Below are 19,834 nucleotides of genomic sequence, written 5' to 3'. Positions count from 1 at the left end.
GACCCTCGAACATCGGGCCGGATGGCCGTAGCATCCGGCCATGCCGAATGGTCAGCAGCAGCCCCCCGCCGGGGGCCAGTGGTACCCGCCCGAATGGCCCGACCGCATCCGCGCGCTCGCGGACGGCTCGCTCACCCCGGTGGAACCGCGGCTCGCCGCCACCGTGATGCTCCTGCGCGACACCCCGGACGGGCCCGTCGTCCACATGCTGCGCAGGAGGGCCTCCATGGCCTTCGCCGGCGGCGCGTACGCCTATCCGGGCGGTGGGGTGGACCCCCGCGACGAGGAGCACCACGTCGGCTGGGCGGGCCCCTCCCAGGCGGACTGGGCGGCCCGGCTCGGGACCGACCCCCGTACCGCCCAGGCCATCGTCTGCGGCGCCGTGCGGGAGACCTTCGAGGAGGCGGGCGTCCTGCTCGCCGGCCCGAGCCCGGACACCGTCGTCGGCGACACCACCGGTGACGACTGGGAGGCGGACCGGCGGGCCCTCGTGGCCCGGGAGCTGTCCTTCGCGGACTTCCTCGAACGCCGCGGCCTGTGGCTGCGCTCCGACCTGCTCGGGGCGTGGGCGCGCTGGATCACCCCCGAGTTCGAGCCGCGCCGCTACGACACCTGGTTCTTCGTGGCCGCCCTCCCCGAGGGACAGCGCACCCGCAACGCCTCCACCGAGGCCGACCGGACCGTCTGGATCCGCCCGGCCGACGCCGCCGGCGGCTACGACAAGGGCGAGCTGCTGATGATGCCGCCCACCATCTCCACGCTGCGCTCCCTGGAGCCGTACGGGAGCGCCGCGGACGCGCTCGCGGCGGCCGGGGCCCAGGACCTCGCCCCCGTGCTGGCGCAGGCCGCTCTGGAGGGCGGCGAGGTGGTGCTCAGCTGGCCGGGCCACGAAGAGTTCACCAAGCGCGTCCGTCGCGGGCGCCCCGGAGGCCCCGGAGGTCCCGCATGAGCGACGCCGTAGCACTGCCCGGACAGCCCCGCGGATTCGTCGCCTCCGGGCCGGCGACCGCACGCGCGGTGAACGTACTGGCCCCCAACCCGTCGGCGATGACCCTGGACGGCACCAACACCTGGCTGCTGTCCGAGCCGGGCTCGGACCTCGCCGTCGTCATCGACCCCGGCCCGCTGGACGAGGCCCACCTGCGGGCGGTCGTCGCCACCGCCGAGCAGGCGGGCAAGCGGGTCGCACTCACCCTGCTCACCCACGGACACCCCGACCACGCGGCGGGCGCCGGCCGCTTCGCCGAACTCACCGGCACCAAGGTGCGCGCGCTGGATCCGGCCCTGCGCCTCGGCGACGAGGGCCTCGCCGCCGGGGACGTGATCCGGACCGGCGGGCTGGAGCTGCGCGTGGTCCCGACCCCGGGCCACACCAGCGACTCGCTCTGCTTCCACCTGCCCGCCGACCGGGCGGTGCTGACCGGCGACACCATCCTCGGCCGCGGCACCACGGTGGTCGCGCACCCCGACGGCCGCCTCGGCGACTACCTGGATTCCCTGCGGCGTCTGCGCTCCCTCACCGTGGACGACGGCGTGCACACCGTCCTGCCGGGGCACGGGCCGGTCCTGGAGGACGCGCAGGGCGCCGTGGAGTACTACCTGGCCCACCGGGCGCACCGGCTGGCGCAGGTCGAGACGGCCGTCGAGAACGGCTTCACCACGCCCGAGGCGGTCGTCGCCCAGGTGTACGCGGACGTGGACCGCTCCCTGTGGCCGGCGGCGCAATGGTCCGTCCGCGCCCAGCTCGAGTACCTTCAAGATCACGGACTGATCCCTGGAAGGCCCGAATGAACACCGTGTTCCTGCTCGTCATGCTCATAGGCACCGCCGGGTGGATCACCTCGACGGTGTCGCTGCGCGTGAGGAGCCTCCAGGTGCAGGCGGACCGGACGGAGCGCCGCCTGGCGCTGCTGCTGGACCACCTGGGCATCGAGGAGCCGGAGCCGGCGGGCATGGACGAGGTGCGGGCCCTGATCCGCGAGGACCGGCAGATCTCGGCGATCAAGGCCTACCGCCGCATCACCGGCGCGGGCCTGGCGGAGGCCAAGCTGGCCGTCGACGCCCTCGCCGTCCGCCTGCAGAAGAACTAGGCCCAGGCGCCGCCCCCGCGCGGGGGAGCCGCGTCTTGGTGCCGTGGCGGGCCGTGTACTCGTCCGCCAGCCACGGGCCGAGGTCCTCGACGTAGGAGCGCGGGACGGCCGGGTCCTCGACCGGATCCAGGGCCACCGCGGCCGCGGCCCGCATCTGGGCGGCGCGCTCCGGGTAGAAGCTGCCGAAGACCTCCGCGGACTCGGTCAGATCGCTGGTCCAGCCACCCCACCGGGGCATGACCAGCGTGAATCCCGTGCGCACCAGGCGGCGTGCGAAGAGCCGGCTCAGCCTCCGGTACTCCTGCGGTCCGGAGGCCTCCCGCAGGCTCGTCCGCCACCTGGGCAGGAGCGAGGCGAGGTCGCCGTTGGTCTCACGGGCGAGCAGGCTGTCCGGCCGGTAGCGCGGCAGGTGCTCGGCCAGGTCCGCGCCGAGCAGCGGGGTGCACAGGCAGGCGAGGAACCAGCCCAGGTCGAATCGTTCCTCCTCGCTCAGCACGGTGTCCTTGTCGTGCAGCAGGACGCCGACCCCGTCGATCTCCTCGAAGTCCTCGTCGATGCCGCGCGCGAGGACCTCGGCGGTGTCGCGGTCGTCGTCCGAGGGCGCGTGGTGCAGGACGAGCAGCAGGTCGAGGTCGGAGCGCCCGGGCCGGGCGCTCCCGCGCGGCACGGACCCGTACAGGTACGCGCTGTGCAGCCGGCGCCCGTACGCCTCGGCCGTTCTCGCGCGCGCGGCGGCCACGACCCCTCGGAACTCGCCCTGCACCTGCCCGAGGGAGCCCTCCCGCTCGAAGTACCCGTAGGCGTCCAGACCCCTGTGCTCCATACCTCCACTGTGCACAGGTCGGCCCCGTCGGCGTCCGAGGCGCGGGGGCGGGCGGGGAGGAGCCCCCGCGAAACGGACCCGCCCGGGCACGCAGAAGGGTCCTGCCCGGCCGGGCAGGACCCTTCTGATGCGACTGCGGGTGCCGTCAGCGGGAACGCTTCGCGAGGCGCTCCACGTCCAGCAGGATCACCGCACGGGCCTCCAGGCGGAGCCAGCCGCGGCCCGCGAAGTCGGCCAGGGCCTTGTTCACGGTCTCGCGGGAGGCGCCGACGAGCTGCGCGAGCTCTTCCTGCGTGAGGTCGTGGACGACGTGGATGCCCTCCTCCGACTGCACGCCGAAGCGGCGCGACAGGTCGAGGAGCGCCCGGGCCACGCGGCCGGGAACGTCGGAGAAGACCAGGTCGGACATCTGGTCGTTGGTCTTGCGCAGGCGCCGGGCGACGGCGCGCAGCAGCGCGGTCGCGACCTCGGGCCGGGCGTTGAGCCAGGGCTGGAGGTCGCCGTGGCCGAGGCCGAGCAGCTTGACCTCGGTCAGCGCGGTGGCGGTGGCGGTGCGCGGGCCCGGGTCGAAGAGCGACAGCTCGCCGATCAGCTCGCCGGGGCCGAGGACGGCCAGCATGTTCTCGCGGCCGTCGGGGGAGGTGCGGTGCAGCTTCACCTTGCCCTCGGTCACGACATACAGCCGGTCGCCGGGGTCGCCCTCGTGGAACAGGGCGTCACCGCGTGCGAGGGTCACCTCGCCCATGGAGGCGCGGAGCTCCGCGGCCTGCTCGTCATCGAGCGCCGCGAAGAGCGGGGCGCGCCGCAGAACGTCGTCCACGAGTCTCTCTCCTATGTCGACCAGCTCAGGGGACCGCTCCCCATTTTGCCGGACGGCTCAAACAGTGCGATCAATCACAAGGATGCCGGACGGACGGGCGTGCTGTGCGGCGAGAGGCCAATCGGAGTGGTGTTACCTGAGGTCCGGGCGGGTGTCAGCGCCCGGCCTTAGGCTGGCCGGGTGTCCAATAAGCCGGTGAGAGCACAGGCCAAGGGGTCCGCAGGAGTGACGGACGCCCAAAATTCAGCTGTGGGCGAACAAGGTCCTTCGGAGGCGCCCCCGAAGGCCGTGACCGCCCCTCAGGGCAAAGTTTCGGCCAAGAAACCGACGGCTGCCAAGCCGGAATCCCGCCTGGCCATGGTGCGCCGGGCGCGCCGCATCAACCGAGAGCTGGCCGAGACCTACCCGTACGCCCATCCGGAGCTCGACTTCCGCAATCCCTTCGAACTCCTCGTCGCGACGGTGCTGTCCGCACAGACCACCGACCTGCGGGTGAACCAGACGACCCCGGCGCTCTTCGCGGCCTATCCGACCCCCGAGGACATGGCCGCGGCCGTCCCGGAGGATCTGGAGGAGCTCATCCGCCCGACCGGGTTCTTCCGAATGAAGGCCAGGTCGCTGCTGGGCCTCTCGCAGGCGCTGCGGGACGACCACGGCGGGGAGGTGCCGGGACGGCTGGAGGACCTGGTCAAGCTGCCGGGCGTCGGCCGCAAGACCGCCAACGTGGTCCTCGGCAACGCCTTCGGCGTCCCCGGGATCACGGTGGACACCCACTTCGGCCGGCTGGTGCGCCGCTGGAAGTGGACCGACCAGGAGGACCCGGAGAAGGTCGAGGCGGAGATCTGCGCGATCTTCCCGAAGAGCGAGTGGACGATGCTCTCGCACCGGGTCGTCTTCCACGGCCGCCGCATCTGCCACGCCCGCAAGCCCGCCTGCGGGGCCTGCCCGATCGCCCCGCTCTGCCCGGCGTACGGGGAGGGCGAGACGGACCCGGAGAAGGCGAAGAAGCTGCTCAAGTACGAGAAGGGCGGCCAGCCGGGCCAGCGGCTGAGCCCGCCCCCGGACTACCCGGGCCTGCCCGCCCCGCCGCTGGGCGCGGGCGCGGCGCAGCAGGCGTAGGAACGATTCGGTACCCGGACCGCGTTTGCGGTGTGGGAGACGCTGTTGACAGAGGAACGCGGACAGGGGTGCCTATGACGCGCGGTACACGGGACGAGGCCGGGGTCACTGCGGGAGTGCGCGAGGGGGGCGGCCCGGCCGTCACCACCGCGGGGCTGCCCGACTGGCTCGATCCCGTCGTCGAGGCGGCCCGGACCGTGGAGCCGCGGCAGCTGAGCCGGTTCCTGCCGCCCGAGGACGGCCGGGGGCGGCAGTCCGCCGTCCTCATCCTCTTCGGAGAGGGGTCCCGCGGCCCGGAGCTGCTCCTGATGGAGCGCGCCGGCACCCTCCGCTCGCACGCGGGCCAGCCGTCCTTCCCGGGCGGCGCGCTGGATCCCGAGGACGGGGATCCGCACACCACCGGCCCGCTGGCGGCCGCGCTGCGCGAGGCCGAGGAAGAAACGGGACTCGATCCATCCGGGGTCCAGCTCTTCGGGGTGCTGCCCCGGCTCTACATCCCGGTCAGCGAGTTCGTCGTGACCCCGGTCCTCGGCTGGTGGCACACCCCCAGCCCGGTCGGCGTCGTGGACCCGGCCGAGACGGCCCGGGTGTTCACGGTTCCGGTGGCCGACCTCACGGATCCCGAGCACCGGGTCACGACGGTCCACCCGCGGGGCCACCTGGGCCCCGGATTCACCGTCGAATCGGCCCTGGTCTGGGGTTTCACGGCCGGGGTGATCGACCGGATCCTCCACTTCGCCGGCTGGGAACGCCCGTGGGACCGATCACGCCAGGTCCCGCTCGACTGGCACGCATGAGACGGTGGCCCACGTGAACGTGCTGGACATCCTGTTGCTGCTCGCCGCCGTATGGTTCGCGATCGTCGGCTACCGCCAGGGGTTCGTCGTCGGCATCCTGTCGGTGATCGGCTTCCTGGGCGGTGGCCTCGTCGCCGTTGCCCTGCTCCCGCTGATCTGGGACCGGGTGACCGACAACGGCACCCAGGTGTCCACCACGGTCGTCGTCATCGCCGTCGTGGCGATCATCATCTGCGCCTCGGTCGGCCAGGCGCTGACCACCCACCTCGGGGGCAAACTCCGACGCCAGATCACCGGAACGCCGGCGCGCGTGCTCGACGCCACCGGCGGAGCCCTGGTCAACGTCGTCGCGATGCTCCTCGTGGCCTGGCTGATCGGCTCGGCGCTCGCCGGCACCTCGCTGCCCACCCTGGGCAAGGAGGTCCGAAACTCCAAGGTGCTGCTGGGCGTTTCGCGGGTGCTGCCCGACCAGGCGAACAGCTGGTTCTCGGAATTCAGCTCCACCCTCGCGCGCAACGGCTTCCCGCAGGTGTTCAGCCCGTTCTCCAACGAGCCCATCACCGAGGTGAGGGCGCCCGATCCGGCGCTCGCCACCAGTCCCGTCGCGGACGTGGCGAAGCGCTCGATCGTGAAGGTCGTCGGCACGGCGCCCAGTTGCAGCAAGGTCCTGGAGGGCACGGGCTTCGTTTTCGCGCCCGGCAAGGTCATGACCAACGCGCACGTCGTGGGCGGGGTCGGCGAGCCGACCGTGCAGATCGGCGGCGAGGGCAAGCTCTACGACGGCAAGGTCGTGCTCTACGACTGGGAGCGCGACATCGCCGTCCTGGACGTGCCCAAGCTGAAGGCGCCGCCGCTGGAGTTCACCGACAAGGACGCGGCGAGCGGCAGCGACGCGATCGTCGCCGGCTTCCCGGAGAACGGCGCGTACGACGTCCGCGCGGCCCGGGTCCGCGGCCGGATCAATGCCAACGGACCGGACATCTACCACCGCGGTACTGTCCGACGGGACGTGTACTCGCTGTTCGCGACGGTCCGCCAGGGCAATTCCGGCGGCCCGCTGCTGACGCCCGACGGCAAGGTGTACGGGGTCGTGTTCGCGAAGTCCCTCGACGACCCGAACACCGGCTACGCGCTCACCGTGGACGAGATCCGCGACGACATCGAGAAGGGCCGGACGGCCGAGCGCCGGGTCGAGAGCCAGGGCTGCGCCCTCTGACGCGGCGCCCCCGCCGGGTCCCTGGAGGGTGTCTTGTCGATCAGGCCCGGCATGATCGACAAGACACCCTACGTCCGTGGATGCCGCAGGCGTGCGGAGACCCAGCGGGCCCGGCGGCGCAGGATGCGGGGAATCCCGAGGTGTGGGTCGTGGCCGTGGCGGCCGGCCCCCTCGTGCGTGCCCGGCGTAGCTGCCGAGCGGCGTTCGTGCGCGGTGTCACCGTAGTCGTGCGTCCAGCTCATACTCGGCTCTGTGCCCGGGCCCCAAGGTCCGTAATCCCGTACGGGGCGGCCAATTGGCCTATGCGCGGGGCAATTGAATGCTCGTAAGACGATCCGACTACTGAACTGCCGTTCGGACGGCGGGCGGTCAGCGGTCGGGCTCGGGGTCCTTCAGCCAGTTCACCAGCTCGGTCGAGAAGGCGACGGGGTCCTCCTCGTGCGGGAAGTGCCCGAGCCCGTCGAACAGCCGCCACCGGTACGGGGCTTCGACGTACTCGCCGGATCCGGCGGCGCTGCGCGTGCGCATCACCGGGTCGAGCGAACCGTGCAGGTGCAGCGTGGGCACCCGGACCGGGCGCTTCATCCGCCGGTTGAACTGGAGCCCGTCGGGCCGGGCCATCGACCGCATCATCCAGCGGTACGGCTCGATCGAGCAGTGCGCGGTGGAGGGGATGCACATGGCCCGCCGGTACACGGCGAGGTCTTCCTCCTCGGGAGGCCGCGGCCCCGACCAGTCGCGGATCAGGTCCCCCACGAGGGCCCCGCCGTCGGCGACGAGCTGCCGCTCGGGGACGAACGGCCGCTGGAAGCCCCAGATGTGGGAACTCGCCCTGGTCTGCCCGAAGTCCGACAGCATCGCCGAGCGCCACCGCCGGGGGTGGGGCATGGACGACACGACGAGCCGGCGCACCAGCTTGGGCCGCATCACGGCCGCCGTCCAGGCGAGGTACCCGCCCAGGTCGTGCCCGACGAGCGCGGCGTCCGGCTCGCCGAGGGACCGGATGACCCCGGTGATGTCGAGGGCCAGGTTGGCGGGGTCGTAGCCGCGCGGGGTGCGGTCGCTGCCGCCGACCCCGCGCAGGTCCATCGCGACGGCCCGGTACCCGGCGTCGGCGAGCGCGGTCAGCTGGTGCCGCCACGTCCACCAGAACTGCGGGAAGCCGTGCAGCAACAGCACCAGGGGTCCGTCACCGAGCTCGGCGACGTGGAAGCGGGCGCCGTTGGCGGCCACGTCCCGGTGCGTCACCGCTTCCCCGCCGGGGAGGCCGAGCCGCACAGCTGTGGCGGCCGTGGGCGGAATGCTGGGGTCCGGCGTGGGCGCTGTCATGAGGACGAGCGTGCCACACCCACAGCCTTGTCACTGACCGGCCGCGGGTGCGGCTTGACGGTCCCGACCAGCGCGGCGGTCTGCTTGACCGAGGCGATGGACTTCTCCGGCGGCTTGACCTTCTTGAACTTCCGTACGGCGATCAGCGCGAGCACGCCCGCGATCAGCAGGAACGCGCCGCCGACGATCAGGAAGGACCAGGCCAGGCCGAGCCCCAGGTTGTGGATGCCGTACGCCGCGGCGAAGGTCAGCACCGGGAGGGAGAAGACGGCGAACACTCCTGCGACGGCGATGGAGGCGGTACCGCTGCCCACGCGCTTGACGTCCTCGCGGAGTTCCGCCTTCGCCAGGGCGATCTCGTCGTGAACCAGGGCGGACATCTCGGCGGTGGCCGAGGCGACCAGCTGGCCGAGTGTGCGCTCGGCTCCCTGCGCCTCTTGGTCCACTGCGCTCATCGCTCTCTCCCTCTGTCGTCCGCCACCTGGCGGCGGTCGTGCGTGTGTCCCTGCGTCGTCACTCAGATCATGCCGGACGGTCGGCCTCGGTGGTGGACCCGGCTGCGGTTTGGGGCGCGGCGGCGGCCGCCTTCTCCGCCTTGCGGCGGTGTTCCGCGGCCCGGTCCTCGTAGATCTTCGCCATCCGCAGGTGGTAGTCGGGCTTGTCCTCCTCGTAGATGTCCGGGATGCCGTCGTGGTCCTCGTCGCGCTCCTCGGCCTCGGTGAGCTCGCGGTAGCGGCGGTTGCGGAGCTTGAGCAGGACGCATGCGATGACGGCGGCGATGAGGGAGCCGATCAGGACGGCGGCCTTGATCTCGTCGGTGAGGGTCGCGTCGCCGGCGAAGGCGAGCTCGCCGATGAGGAGGGAGACGGTGAAGCCGATGCCGGCGAGCGAGGCCACGGCGAGTACGTCGGGCCAGGCCAGGTCCTCGTTCAGCTCGGCCTTGGTGAAGCGGGCGGCCAGCCAGGTTCCGCCGAAGATGCCCACGGCCTTGCCGACGACGAGGCCGAGGACGACGCCGAGGGTCTCGGGGCGGGTGAAGACCTGCGCGATGGCCTCGTCGGAGAGCGAGACGCCGGCGGAGAAGAGCGCGAAGAGGGGCACGGCGAGACCGGCCGAAACGGGCCGCACCAGGTGCTCGATGTGCTCACCGGGTGAGGTCCGCTCGCCTTCCCTGCGGGTGCAGCGGAGCATCAGGCCCATGGCGACGCCGGCGATGGTGGCGTGGACGCCGCTGTTGTACATCAGCCCCCAGATGACCAGGGCGAGCGGGATGTAGACGTACCAGCCCCGGACACCGCGGCGGAGCAGGAACCAGAAGAGGACCAGTCCCACGAGCGCGCCGCCGAGCGCCAGGAAGTCGATCTCGCTGGTGAAGAACACGGCGATGATCAGGATGGCGAAGAGGTCGTCGACGACGGCGAGGGTCAGCAGGAAGGCGCGCAGGGCCGAGGGCAGGGAGGTGCCGATGACGGCGAGGACGGCGAGTGCGAAGGCGATGTCGGTGGCCGTCGGGACCGCCCAGCCGTCCATCGAGCCGTTGCCGGCGACGTTGACCAGTGCGTAGACCAACGCGGGCGCGGCCATGCCGCAGAGCGCGGCGATCACCGGGAGCGCGGCGGCCTTGGGGTCGCGCAGATCGCCCGCGACGAGCTCGCGCTTGAGCTCGATGCCGGCGACGAAGAAGAAGATGGCGAGGAGCCCGTCGGCGGCCCAGTGCTGGAGCGAGAGGTCCAGGCCGAGGGAGGCGGGGCCGATGTGGAAGGACCGGACGCTCGCGTAGCTGTCCGAGATGGCGGGGATGTTGGCCCACAGCAGGGCGGCGATCGCGGCCACGAGCAACAGGACGCCGCCCACCGTCTCGGCCCGCAGGGCATCGGCGATGTAGCGGCTCTCGGGCAGCGAGAGGCGGCCGAGCAGCTTGCGGCTCTTGTGGTCGGTGGGGCTGGGCGCGGCCACGAGGGGCACCTCCGGGGGCTGTTGGACGGCATGGCGGAACTCGTTGCCGACCAGACTTCCCGGCGCACCCTGTGGAGCTTTTACGCTTTCAATATTTTACAGGGTGTACGCGAGGACGTATCCGGCGATCATCACTTTATGCGCGAAAGGGGCACCCGGCGCGTCGCGCCGAGTGCCCCTCCCGTGTGGTTCGCCCGTGTCGCCCCGTCAGTCCTCGCTGCCGGCGGCCGCCGGGAGCTTGCTCTGGATGAGGTCCATGACCGAGGAGTCGGCGAGCGTGGTGACGTCGCCGACCGCCCGGTTCTCCGCCACGTCGCGCAGCAGGCGGCGCATGATCTTGCCCGAGCGGGTCTTCGGCAGCTCCTGGACCGGCAGGATCCGCTTGGGCTTGGCGATCGGGCCGAGCGTGCTGCCCACGTGGTTGCGCAGGTCCGCGACCAGGTTCTCGGTCTCGGAGGCGCTGCCGCGCAGGATGACGAAGGCCACGATGGCCTGGCCTGTGGTCTCGTCGGCGGCGCCGACCACGGCCGCCTCGGCGACCGAGGGGTGCGAGACGAGCGCAGACTCGACCTCGGTGGTCGAGATGTTGTGACCGGACACCAGCATCACGTCGTCCACCCGGCCCAGCAGCCAGATGTCGCCGTCGTCGTCCTTCTTCGCGCCGTCGCCCGCGAAGTACTTGCCCTCGAACCGCGACCAGTAGGTGTCGATGAAGCGCTGGTCGTCGCCCCAGATGGTGCGCAGCATCGACGGCCACGGCTCGGTGAGGACCAGGTAGCCGCCTCCGCCGTTCGGGACCTCGTGCGCCTCGTCGTCCACGACGGTGGCGGAGATTCCGGGCAGGGCGCGCTGGGCGGAGCCCGGCTTGGTGTGCGTGACGCCCGGCAGCGGGGAGATCATCATCGCGCCGGTCTCGGTCTGCCACCAGGTGTCCACGATCGGGCAGCGGTCGCCGCCGATGTGCTTGCGGTACCAGATCCAGGCCTCGGGGTTGATCGGCTCGCCGACCGAGCCCAGCACGCGCAGGCTCGACAGGTCGAACTTCGCGGGGATGTCGTCGCCCCACTTCATGAAGGTGCGGATGGCCGTGGGCGCCGTGTAGAGGATCGTGACGCCGTACTTCTGCACGACCTCCCAGAAGCGGCCCTGGTGCGGGGTGTCCGGCGTGCCCTCGTACATGACCTGCGTGGCGCCGTTCGCGAGCGGCCCGTAGACGATGTAGGAGTGCCCGGTCACCCAGCCGATGTCGGCCGTGCACCAGTAGACGTCGCTCTCCGGCTTCAGGTCGAAGACCGCGTGGTGGGTGTACGCCGCCTGCGTGAGGTAGCCGCCGGAGGTGTGCAGGATGCCCTTCGGCTTACCCGTGGTCCCCGAGGTGTAGAGGATGAAGAGCGGGTGCTCGGCGTCGAAGGCCTGCGGGGTGTGCTCGGCGGACTGGCGGGCGACCACCTCGTGCCACCAGACGTCGCGGCCCTCGGTGAAGGCGGTGTCCTGGCCGGTGCGGCGTACGACGAGCACGTGCTCGACCTGCGGGCACTTGGCGACGGCCTCGTCGATGGCGGGCTTCAGGGCGCTGGGCTTGCCGCGGCGGTAGCCGCCGTCGGCGGTGATGACCAGCTTGGCGTCGGCGTCCTGGATCCGGGAGGCGACGGCGTCGGCGGAGAAGCCGCCGAAGACCACGGAGTGCGCGGCGCCGATACGGGCGCACGCGAGCATCGCGACGACCGCCTCGGGGATCATCGGGAGGTAGACGGCGACGCGGTCGCCGGCCTCGACACCCAGCTCGGTCAGGGCGTTGGCGGCCCTGGAGACCTCGTCCTTGAGCTCGGCGTAGGTGATCGCGCGGCTGTCGCCGGGCTCGCCCTCGAAGTGGAGGGCGACGCGGTCGCCGTTGCCGGCCTCGACGTGGCGGTCCACGCAGTTGTACGCGACGTTCAGCTTGCCGTCGGCGAACCACTTCGCGAAGGGCGGGTTCGTCCAGTCGAGCGTCTCGGTCGGCTCGGTGGCCCAGGTCAGCCGCCGGGCCTGCTCGGCCCAGAAGCCCAGCCGGTCCGCGTCGGCCCGTGCGTACGCAGCCTCTTTCATATTGGCGGCGGCGGCCAGATCGGCGGGCGGTGCGAACCGCCGCTCCTCCTTGAGCAGATTGGCCAGGCTTTCATTGCTCACGACATCTCCCTTTCCCAGGGTGTCCGTTGTGTCCCCGGGCATAGCTCATCAGTCTGCGGCCCAGGTGACAAGGGGTAGCCTGAAATTGGTTTAGACCTATATCACGGAGACGGCCCGCACGAGAACGGCGTGCGAAGGGCCCCTCCCCGCTGAAGGCTGCGGGAAGGGGCCAATCGATGGCACGGATACCGGAGAGTATCGGTTCAGACGTGCTGGCCGACGGTGTCGAAGACCCTGCAGTCGAAGAAGTCCTCGCCCTCGGACAGCAGGTACGCCTGGGCCTCACCCACGTGGAAGTACATCCCGTGCAGCTCCAGGGTGCCCTCGGAGAGCCGCCTGGCCACCGATTCGTGGGCCCTCAGGTGCTCCAGCTGCTGGACCACATTCGTCAGGCACAGCTGCTCCACGGCGTCCGCGGGGAGTCGGCCCGCGATCCGGGCCCAGGCGTGGTGGCGGCTGGCCATCCGCGCCAGGCTGGGCAGCCCGTGCCGCAGCCAGCGGCGCAGCGGGGTCATCGCGACCCCGGGCGCGGAGCTGAGCAGGGCCTGCATGGCCCCGCAGCCCGAGTGCCCGCAGACCGTGATGCTGTCCACCTGCAGCACGTCCACCGCGTACTCGATGGCCGCCGCGACGGAGTCGTCCGTGGACTCCGCGCCGGGCAGCGGCACCAGATTGCCGACGTTGCGCACGGTGAACAGGTCTCCCGGGCCGCTCGCCGTGATCATGCTTGTCACCAGTCGGGAGTCAGCGCAGGTGATGAAGAGCTGCGAGGGCCGCTGGCCCTCGCGGGCCAGCCGGGCCAGCTCGTCGCGTACGTGGGGTGCGGTGTCGCGCTGGAACGCGCTGATCCCGCTGGCCAGTTGGCCCGCGCCGCGCCGCCGGGGCGTCGGCGAGAGGTCTTGCGCCCCGCCGTCCTCCGCGGCCGCCGCTTCCGCCATGGTCGCGGCCGTGGCCGTACGGGTGGAGGGCGCGCGGTGGTCGCAGTGGTTCTGCCAGGGGGTCCAGGGGCGGCAGCACTGGTGCGTCCCGCGCTGCTGGGCGCGGCGGGACCGCTCGCCCGGGTGGCCGCCCTCGGCATGGCGGGCGTCGTGGCCGCGCCCGGACCTGTGGGCCCCGCCGACGCCGTCGGCCCCGTCGGCCCCGTCCGCTCCGCCGGGGGAGCCGGCCTTGCCGGCCGCGCCCGGGTCCGCTCCGGTGATCCGGGCCGCCTGGCCCGAGCGGCCGGTGACCTCCAGGGATCCCCCGTGCGCCAGGTGTGACTGCTGCCAGTCCTGGATCGTCTCGTAGGCCGCGTGGTCCATGAAGGAGCCGTCGAGCTCCACCACGGCGTGCGTGTCGTGCGGGATCTGGTTGAGCACCCGGCTCAGCCGCGGCACCGCCAGGAAGGTCAACTGCCCGCGCGCCCGCACCCGGTGGACACCGCTGTCCAGCCGCTCCAGCGTGATCCGGGTCCGGGTGAGCCGGTGCAGGGCCAGGGCGACGGCCACCGCGATGCCCACGGCCACGCCCTCCAGCACCCCGCCGAGCACCACGGCCACGATGGTCGTCCCGTAGACGAGGGCCTCGCGGTGCCGGGTGACGCTGCGCAGGTGCGTGATACTGACCATCTGCACGCCCACCGCCATGACCAGGGCGGCCAGCGTGGCCAGCGGGATCAGGTCGAGGAGCGGGACCAGCAGGAACGCCGCGAGCAGCACCCAGAACCCGTGCATCATGGACGACTTGCGGCTGGCCGCACCGGACTTGACGTTCGCCACGCTGCGCACGGCCACACCCGTGATGGGCAGACCGCCCAGGGCTCCGGAGACGATGTTCGCCGCGCCCTGACCGCGCAGTTCCCGGTCGAGGTCGGCGCGCGGCGGGCGGTTGTCCGTGCCGCGCTCGGAGGCGATCAGCTTGTCGGTCGCGACCGCGGAGAGCAGGGACTCCACGCTTCCGACCAGGGTGATGGTCAATACGGCGGCGATGAGGCCGAGGACCGGCCCTTCGGGCATTTCGGGAAGGGCGTGGCTGCGCCAGGACGGCAGGTCCACCCGGGGCAGGCTGAGCCCGGCCAGTGCGGCGAAGGCGGTGGCCGTGGCGACGGCGGCGAGGGGTGCCGGCACCTTGCGCAGGGCGCGGCCCGTCCGCCCGGGCAGCCGCGGCCAGCCGAGGAGGACGACCAGGGTCAGCGCGCTGATGCCGAGCGCCACGGGGTGCAGGTCGGCCAACTGGCCGGGCAGACCGAGGACGTTCGCCACGGCCGAGCTCTGCGGGGTGCCGCCGAGCACGATGTGCAGCTGGGCCAGCGCGATGGTCACGCCGATGCCCGCGAGCATGCCGTGCACGATGGCCGGGCTGACCATGAGCGCGGACCGGGCGGTGCGCAGGGCGGCGAGGCCGAGTTGGCAGACCCCGGCGAGCACGGTGATGGCGCACGTGGTGCGCCACCCGTAGCGCTGGATCAACTCCGCGGTGACCACGGTGAGTCCGGCGGCGGGCCCGCTGACCTGGAGCGGAGCGCCGCCCAGGCGTCCGGCGACGATCCCGCCCACCGCGGCCGCCACCAGGCCCGCCTGGAGCGGCGCTCCGGTGGCCAGGGCGATGCCGAGGGAGAGCGGCATGGCGATCAGGAAGACGGCGATGGAGGCGGAGAGGTCCGCGGGGAGGTCCTTGCGAACCCCTTGGGGTGTGCGTGTGGGGGAAGTGGCTGTCATGGGGTCCCGTCTCCTCGGGGATGAGGGGTGAAGCGGCGGGAGTCTCAACGCTCAGTAAATGGATGGTAATGGAGAGTAAAGATCAGTAGTGGATAATTCGGGCAAATGGTCTATGAATTAGCACTCAAGGGTGATTAAGCATTTTGTCCGGCTTGTCATACCTTCCTCGCGCAGGGCCGCATGGGACGTTGCGGCGCGGAAGACCTGCGATGCAACAGCGAGGGAGAGGTGGGGCGGATGATCGCCGCCACGAAGAAGATCGCCGGCGGCCTGGTCGCCACGGCGCTGGTCCTGGGCGTCGCCGGGTGCACCGCCTCGGAACCCGCGAAGTCCCCGGCCGCCGGAGGCCCGAACGCGCGCAAGGGCGCCGCCGAGGCCCCCGGCAGTGTCAATCGCCCCATCGGCGACGGTTCGACCGCGTACACCGGACCGCAGCCGAACGTGCAGAAGCCGCAGAAGATGAAGCCGGGGGAGAAGCCCCCGCAGTTCGTCGTGTTCTCGTGGGACGGGGCCGGCGAGGACAGCCAGAAGCTCTTCTCGCACTTCCGCGACGTCGGCAAGAAGTACAACGCCCGGATGACGTACTTCCTCAGCGGCGTGTACATGCTCCCTGAGGAGAAGCGTTTCCTCTACACCGCTCCGCAGCACTCGCCCGGCCGCTCCGACATCGGATTCGGCGACCTCCAGGGCATCAAGGACACCGCCACCCAGGTCCGCGCGGCCTGGCTGGAGGGCAACGAGATCGGCACCCACTTCAACGGGCACTTCTGCGGGCCCGACGGCGGCGTCGGCACCTGGTCCGTGGACGAGTGGAAGAGCGAGATCGACCAGGCCAAGTCCTTCGTCAAGAACTGGAAGACCAACGCGGGCCTGAAGCAGGAGGAGTCGCTCCCCTTCGACTACGACAAGGAGCTCATCGGCGCCCGCACCCCCTGCCTCGAAGGCCAGAAGAACTTCATGCTGGCGGCGAAGGGCATGGGCTTCCGCTACGACTCCAGCGGGATCAGCAAGCAGATCTGGCCCAAGAAGACGGACGGGCTCTGGGACATCCCGCTCCAGCTGGTGCCCATGCCGGGCCGCGCCTTCGACACGCTGAGCATGGACTACAACTACATGGTCAACCAGTCGGGGACGACCTCGCAGGGCGACCCGTCCCAGCACACCTACTGGGGCGACCAGATGCGCGACGGCCTGCGGCAGGCCTTCGACCGCGTCTACCAGGGCAACCGCGCGCCGCTGATCATCGGCAACCACTTCGAGTCCTGGAACGGCGGCACCTACATGCGCGCCGTCGAAGAGTCGATCAAGGGCATGTGCACCCAGAAGGAGGTCCGCTGCGTGCCGTTCCGGGAGCTGGTGGACTGGCTGGACGCCCAGGACCCGAAGGCCCTGGAGTGGATGCGCACCCTCGACGTCGGCGAGGCGCCGAAGGAGGGCTGGACGAAGTTCCTGACCGCGGGGCCGCCGGCGCCGCCGGCCGCCCCCGCCGGCGTCAAGCCGGCTGCGGAGCCGGCCGAGGAGACTGGGGACGAGGGCTGACGATCTCCTCGACGCCCGCGCCGCCGTCGAACGCGCCGAGGGCGTCCAGGCCCTCGCGCAGGACGAAGCCGGGGTCGACCTGGTCCGCCAGGTCGGCCCCGGTCTTGGCGTTCCCCCAGCTCTCCGCGTTCTTGAGGTGGAAGCTCACCATCTGCTCGGTGTACCGGTCCCAGTCGCGGTGCGCGTACGAGTCGTCGGCGGCGTCCTGGAGCGACTGGAGGGCGAACCGGTTGGTCGCCTCCAGCAGTTCGAAGGAGGCCGGGCGTCCCTTCTCCATCGCCCTTACCCAGTCGGAGTGCCCGACGGTGACCAGCAGGTCCTCGCCGACCTCGTCCTGGAGGAACTCGATGTCCTCCGGGCCCTGCACCTTGTTGCCGACGACCTTGAGCGCGACCCCGAAGTCCCGCGCGTAATCCTTGTACTGGCGGTAGACGGAGACGCCCTTGCGGGTCGGTTCGGCGACCAGGAAGGTCACGTCGAAGCGGGTGAACATGCCCGAGGCGAAGGAGTCGGAGCCCGCCGTCATGTCGACGACCACGTACTCGTCCGGTCCGTCGACCAGGTGGTTGAGGCAGAGTTCGACCGCTCCGACCTTGGAGTGGTAGCAGGCCACACCCAGATCGGCCTCGGTGAACGGCCCGGTGGCCATGAGGCGTACGGGCTCCCCGTCGAGCAGGACCGTGCGCGCGCAGGCCTCGTACACCGGGTTGTCCTCGGTGACGCGCAGCAGGCGCGAGCCCCGGCCGGGCGGTGTGGTCTTGATCATCATGTCGGCGGACGCGATGCGCGGGTTGGAGCCCCGCAGGTACTCCTTGATCAGGGGCAGGTGCGCGCCCAGGGCGGGCAGTGCGGCGGCATCGTCCTCGGCGAGCCCGAGCGCGGCGCCCAGGTGCTGGTTGATGTCGGCGTCCACCGCGACGACGGGGGCTTCATTGGCTGCGAGGTGGCGGATGAAGAGGGAGGACAGGGTCGTCTTGCCGCTGCCGCCCTTTCCCACGAAAGCGATCTTCATGTTCACCAAGCGTAGTGGGTAAGTAGCACTGAGTTGTCAAGGTGAGTGAAGAAGACCACTCCAAGGAGGGGTCGGTGCCATGCCCGCGCAGTGCGTAGGCTCCCTACTTATGAGTAGCGCTTCTGACCCGTTGGCCGGCCTGGCCGGGCTGCCGGGTGTCGCCGATTCCGTGGATTCCGTACGCAAGGCCGTGGACCGGGTCTACGGGCACCGGGTGATGCGCCGCCGCAGCGGTGAGATCACCTCGGAGGCCGCCCTGCGCGGCGCCCGCGGCAGCGCGGCGCTGTCCGGCGCGGACTGGGCGCTGGAGGAGGTGCGGCGGCGTACCGACTTCGGCGCGGAGCCGGAGGCGCTGACTGTCGGCGCCGCGCTGCGGCTCACGGCCGAGGCCGGCCAGCTGCTGAGCATCTGGCGCCAGTCGCCGCTGCGGGTCCTGGCGCGCCTGCACCTGGTGGCGGTCGGGTCGACGGCCGAAGGGGACGTGGTGGGCCGGCCGCGCCTGGCGGGCGAGCCGGTGGTGGAGCCGCTGGTGGAGGCGCCGCTGCCGGGGGCCGACGAGGTCGCCGGCCGCCTCGACGGCCTGTCCCGGATCGTCATCGCGGGCGGTTCGGCCCCTGCGCTGGTCACGGCGGCGGTGGTGCACGGCGAGCTGCTGGCCCTGCGGCCGTTCGGCTCGTACAACGGGCTGGTTGCGCGCGCGGCCGAGCGGATCGTCCTGATCAACAGCGGGCTGGACCCCAAGGCGATCTGCCCGGCGGAGGTCGGCCACGCGGAGCAGGGCACCGAGGCCTATCTGGCTGCCTTCGAGGGCTATCTCTCCGGAACCCCGGAGGGCATGGCGGCCTGGATCGGCCACTGCGGCCGTGCGATCGAGCTCGGGGTGCGGGAGTCGACGGCGGTCTGCGAGGCCCTGCAGCGCGGCGCGGCCTGAGTTCGGCGAGGGGGCCGGGGCTCTGACGAGGCCCGGACATGGGTTGCGGCGACACCGTACTGCTCTGGTGTCGCCGCTGGCATTCACGCCCAGGTACCAAGCGTCCTCGAAGGTTGCCCATCAGGTCGGGTACTTTGCCCGTCACCTGGTGCGGCTGGCCCGTAATCGACGGGTCGACGTCGCGTGGGTGCTCGGCGTTCATGCTTCGGTCCGTGGGCCTTACTGCGTTTTAAAGATGATCCTCTCGGATGTTCTTTGGTCTCGCGGGCCGTTGCTTTATTTGTACTCCGCTTCGCTGCTATGCGAAACCCCTAGCTCCACTTTTTACTTTCCTGGACGAGCAGGGGCGAACCGGACAGCCCGAATCGGTGCAGGTGGGGCAATCAGGCGGAGCGGGCGGCCGACAGGGCGAGGGCCCGGCGGCGGCTCGCGTACCAGACCAGCCCGGCGGTGGCGGCCGCCGCGCCCACGGCGGCCGCGGCGATCAGTGCCGGGCGTGCGGGCATCGACAGCCCGGGGAACCGCTGCTTCAGCCGCACGGGGCGGTTGAAGACCAGCACCGGCCACTCGCGGGCCGCCGCCTCCCGGCGCAGCGCGCGGTCGGGGTTGACGGCGTGCGGGTGCCCGACCGCTTCCAGCATCGGGATGTCGGTCGCCGAGTCACTGTAGGCGTAGCACCGGGCGAGGTCGTAGCCCTCCGACTCGGCGAGCTCCCGTACGGCCTCCGCCTTGGTGGGGCCATAGGCGTAGTAGTCGATCTCGCCGGTGAAGCAGCCGTCCTCGCCCACGACCATGCGCGTGGCGACCACCCGGTCCGCGCCGAGCATCTCTCCGATGGGCTCGACCACCTCCGCGCCGGAGGTCGACACGATCACCACGTCCCGGCCCGCCGTGTGGTGGGCCTCGATCAGGGAGGCGGCCTCGTCGTAGATGATCGGGTCGATGAGGTCGTGCAGGGTCTCCGCGACGATCTCCCGCACCTGCTGCACGTTCCACCCCTTGCAGAGGGCGGACAGGTACTCCCGCATCCGTTCCATCTGATCGTGGTCGGCGCCGCCGGCCAGGAAGATGAACTGGATGTAGGCGGTGCGCAACACGGCTCGCCGGTTGATCAGGCCGCCTTGGTAGAAGGACTTGCTGAACGTCAAGGTGCTCGACTTCGCAATGACCGTCTTGTCCAGGTCGAAGAAGGCTGCGGTGCGAGGAGAGGAGTGCGGCAAGGGCTGATTTTCCACGCCCCGAGCATATGCGCCCACCATTCGGCGTAAGGTGTGGCGCGTGGGTTTGCCTGAGAGGGCTCTCGGGTACACCATGGAAGTCACGGATCGTTCGCGACCGTG

Annotated in this window: 17 protein-coding genes; 8 read left to right on the top strand and 9 right to left on the bottom strand. The window is 71.3% G+C overall.

Annotated features, from left to right (window positions below; translation table 11 throughout):
- Window positions 1-40: 40 nt before the first annotated feature.
- From OHA91_RS17715 to OHA91_RS17705, 3 genes are read left to right on the top strand one after another with little or no spacing between them, the layout of a single operon-like run.
- Window positions 41-949, top strand: coding sequence for an NUDIX hydrolase (locus tag OHA91_RS17715; RefSeq protein WP_031147617.1), 909 nt, complete (start codon window positions 41-43; stop codon window positions 947-949).
- Entirely contained in the window at window positions 946-1,791 is an 846-nt protein-coding gene (locus OHA91_RS17710; protein ID WP_328739601.1) for an MBL fold metallo-hydrolase, read from the top strand. The genes OHA91_RS17715 and OHA91_RS17710 overlap by 4 nt, the downstream gene beginning before the upstream one ends.
- Window positions 1,788-2,090 carry a hypothetical protein gene (locus OHA91_RS17705; RefSeq protein ID WP_328739600.1) on the top strand — a complete coding sequence of 101 codons (303 nt, stop codon included), beginning with the start codon at window positions 1,788-1,790 and terminating at the stop codon, window positions 2,088-2,090. The genes OHA91_RS17710 and OHA91_RS17705 overlap by 4 nt, the downstream gene beginning before the upstream one ends.
- Here OHA91_RS17705 and OHA91_RS17700 read toward each other — a convergent pair.
- Both OHA91_RS17700 and OHA91_RS17695 read right to left on the bottom strand, forming a co-directional pair.
- Window positions 2,020-2,913 carry a nucleotidyltransferase domain-containing protein gene (locus OHA91_RS17700; RefSeq protein WP_328739599.1) on the bottom strand — a complete coding sequence of 298 codons (894 nt, stop codon included), beginning with the start codon at window positions 2,911-2,913 and terminating at the stop codon, window positions 2,020-2,022. The genes OHA91_RS17705 and OHA91_RS17700 overlap by 71 nt on opposite strands.
- Window positions 2,914-3,058: 145 nt before the next feature.
- Complete coding sequence (locus OHA91_RS17695) at window positions 3,059-3,733, bottom strand: Crp/Fnr family transcriptional regulator (protein WP_003981529.1); 675 nt, start codon at window positions 3,731-3,733, stop codon at window positions 3,059-3,061.
- A gap of 288 nt (window positions 3,734-4,021) precedes the next feature.
- On the opposite strand from OHA91_RS17695, the gene nth reads away from it, so the two are divergent.
- The 3 genes from nth to OHA91_RS17680 all read left to right on the top strand — a co-directional run bounded on the left by nth (window position 4,022) and on the right by OHA91_RS17680 (window position 6,865).
- Window positions 4,022-4,852 (top strand): endonuclease III, encoded by an 831-nt coding sequence (nth, locus tag OHA91_RS17690; protein WP_308289012.1) that lies wholly within the window; start codon window positions 4,022-4,024, stop codon window positions 4,850-4,852.
- 74 nt (window positions 4,853-4,926) lie between these two features.
- The gene (locus tag OHA91_RS17685; RefSeq protein WP_245240037.1) at window positions 4,927-5,649 is read left to right on the top strand and encodes an NUDIX hydrolase; all 723 of its coding nucleotides are present in this window, start codon (window positions 4,927-4,929) and stop codon (window positions 5,647-5,649) included.
- Between the two features lie 13 nt (window positions 5,650-5,662).
- On the top strand, window positions 5,663-6,865 hold the full coding sequence (locus tag OHA91_RS17680) for a MarP family serine protease (protein ID WP_031147628.1): 1,203 nt from the start codon (window positions 5,663-5,665) through the stop codon (window positions 6,863-6,865).
- Window positions 6,866-7,234: 369 nt separating this feature from the next.
- Here OHA91_RS17680 and OHA91_RS17675 read toward each other — a convergent pair whose 3' ends face one another.
- The 5 genes from OHA91_RS17675 to OHA91_RS17655 all read right to left on the bottom strand — a co-directional run bounded on the left by OHA91_RS17675 (window position 7,235) and on the right by OHA91_RS17655 (window position 15,012).
- Entirely contained in the window at window positions 7,235-8,194 is a 960-nt protein-coding gene (locus OHA91_RS17675; protein ID WP_031147630.1) for an alpha/beta fold hydrolase, read from the bottom strand.
- Window positions 8,191-8,649 carry a phage holin family protein gene (locus OHA91_RS17670; protein WP_031147632.1) on the bottom strand — a complete coding sequence of 153 codons (459 nt, stop codon included), beginning with the start codon at window positions 8,647-8,649 and terminating at the stop codon, window positions 8,191-8,193. The genes OHA91_RS17675 and OHA91_RS17670 overlap by 4 nt, the downstream gene beginning before the upstream one ends.
- Window positions 8,650-8,716: 67 nt before the next feature.
- Entirely contained in the window at window positions 8,717-10,150 is a 1,434-nt protein-coding gene (nhaA, locus tag OHA91_RS17665; RefSeq protein ID WP_328739598.1) for a Na+/H+ antiporter NhaA, read from the bottom strand.
- 207 nt (window positions 10,151-10,357) lie between these two features.
- On the bottom strand, window positions 10,358-12,358 hold the full coding sequence (gene acs, locus OHA91_RS17660; RefSeq protein WP_328739597.1) for an acetate--CoA ligase: 2,001 nt from the start codon (window positions 12,356-12,358) through the stop codon (window positions 10,358-10,360).
- Window positions 12,359-12,519: 161 nt separating this feature from the next.
- On the bottom strand, window positions 12,520-15,012 hold the full coding sequence (locus tag OHA91_RS17655; protein ID WP_051892848.1) for a bifunctional SulP family inorganic anion transporter/carbonic anhydrase: 2,493 nt from the start codon (window positions 15,010-15,012) through the stop codon (window positions 12,520-12,522).
- 237 nt (window positions 15,013-15,249) lie between these two features.
- Between OHA91_RS17655 and OHA91_RS17650 the strand changes: the two genes are divergently transcribed.
- Window positions 15,250-16,551: a polysaccharide deacetylase family protein gene (locus OHA91_RS17650; protein ID WP_031147639.1), complete on the top strand. Its 1,302-nt coding sequence runs from the start codon at window positions 15,250-15,252 to the stop codon at window positions 16,549-16,551.
- Here OHA91_RS17650 and OHA91_RS17645 read toward each other — a convergent pair.
- On the bottom strand, window positions 16,505-17,563 hold the full coding sequence (locus OHA91_RS17645; protein ID WP_245240038.1) for an ATP-binding protein: 1,059 nt from the start codon (window positions 17,561-17,563) through the stop codon (window positions 16,505-16,507). The genes OHA91_RS17650 and OHA91_RS17645 overlap by 47 nt on opposite strands.
- Window positions 17,564-17,672: 109 nt before the next feature.
- Here OHA91_RS17645 and OHA91_RS17640 point away from each other — a divergent pair, with 109 nt between their 5' ends.
- Entirely contained in the window at window positions 17,673-18,494 is an 822-nt protein-coding gene (locus OHA91_RS17640; protein ID WP_266498948.1) for a Fic family protein, read from the top strand.
- 383 nt (window positions 18,495-18,877) lie between these two features.
- Here the strand turns inward: OHA91_RS17640 and OHA91_RS17635 are convergent, their stop codons facing one another.
- Entirely contained in the window at window positions 18,878-19,753 is an 876-nt protein-coding gene (locus OHA91_RS17635; protein WP_266498946.1) for an HAD-IB family hydrolase, read from the bottom strand.
- Window positions 19,754-19,834 lie beyond the last annotated feature (81 nt).

The organism is Streptomyces erythrochromogenes (assembly GCF_036170895.1).
Classification (GTDB): domain Bacteria; phylum Actinomycetota; class Actinomycetes; order Streptomycetales; family Streptomycetaceae; genus Streptomyces; species Streptomyces erythrochromogenes.
This window is presented reverse-complemented; position numbering and strand designations above follow the sequence as displayed.

Coding starts and splice junctions, on each gene's coding strand:
- OHA91_RS17715 (WP_031147617.1), top strand. CDS start 41: ATGCCGAATGGTCAGCAGCAGCCCCCCGCCGGGGGCCAGTGGTACCCG.
- OHA91_RS17710 (WP_328739601.1), top strand. CDS start 946: ATGAGCGACGCCGTAGCACTGCCCGGACAGCCCCGCGGATTCGTCGCC.
- OHA91_RS17705 (WP_328739600.1), top strand. CDS start 1,788: ATGAACACCGTGTTCCTGCTCGTCATGCTCATAGGCACCGCCGGGTGG.
- OHA91_RS17700 (WP_328739599.1), bottom strand. CDS start 2,913: ATGGAGCACAGGGGTCTGGACGCCTACGGGTACTTCGAGCGGGAGGGC.
- OHA91_RS17685 (WP_245240037.1), top strand. CDS start 4,927: ATGACGCGCGGTACACGGGACGAGGCCGGGGTCACTGCGGGAGTGCGC.
- OHA91_RS17675 (WP_031147630.1), bottom strand. CDS start 8,194: ATGACAGCGCCCACGCCGGACCCCAGCATTCCGCCCACGGCCGCCACA.
- OHA91_RS17670 (WP_031147632.1), bottom strand. CDS start 8,649: ATGAGCGCAGTGGACCAAGAGGCGCAGGGAGCCGAGCGCACACTCGGC.
- acs (WP_328739597.1), bottom strand. CDS start 12,358: ATGCCCGGGGACACAACGGACACCCTGGGAAAGGGAGATGTCGTGAGC.
- OHA91_RS17655 (WP_051892848.1), bottom strand. CDS start 15,012: ATGACAGCCACTTCCCCCACACGCACACCCCAAGGGGTTCGCAAGGAC.
- OHA91_RS17650 (WP_031147639.1), top strand. CDS start 15,250: ATGATCGCCGCCACGAAGAAGATCGCCGGCGGCCTGGTCGCCACGGCG.
- OHA91_RS17645 (WP_245240038.1), bottom strand. CDS start 17,563: ATGAAGATCGCTTTCGTGGGAAAGGGCGGCAGCGGCAAGACGACCCTG.
- OHA91_RS17640 (WP_266498948.1), top strand. CDS start 17,673: ATGAGTAGCGCTTCTGACCCGTTGGCCGGCCTGGCCGGGCTGCCGGGT.
- OHA91_RS17635 (WP_266498946.1), bottom strand. CDS start 19,753: ATGGTGGGCGCATATGCTCGGGGCGTGGAAAATCAGCCCTTGCCGCAC.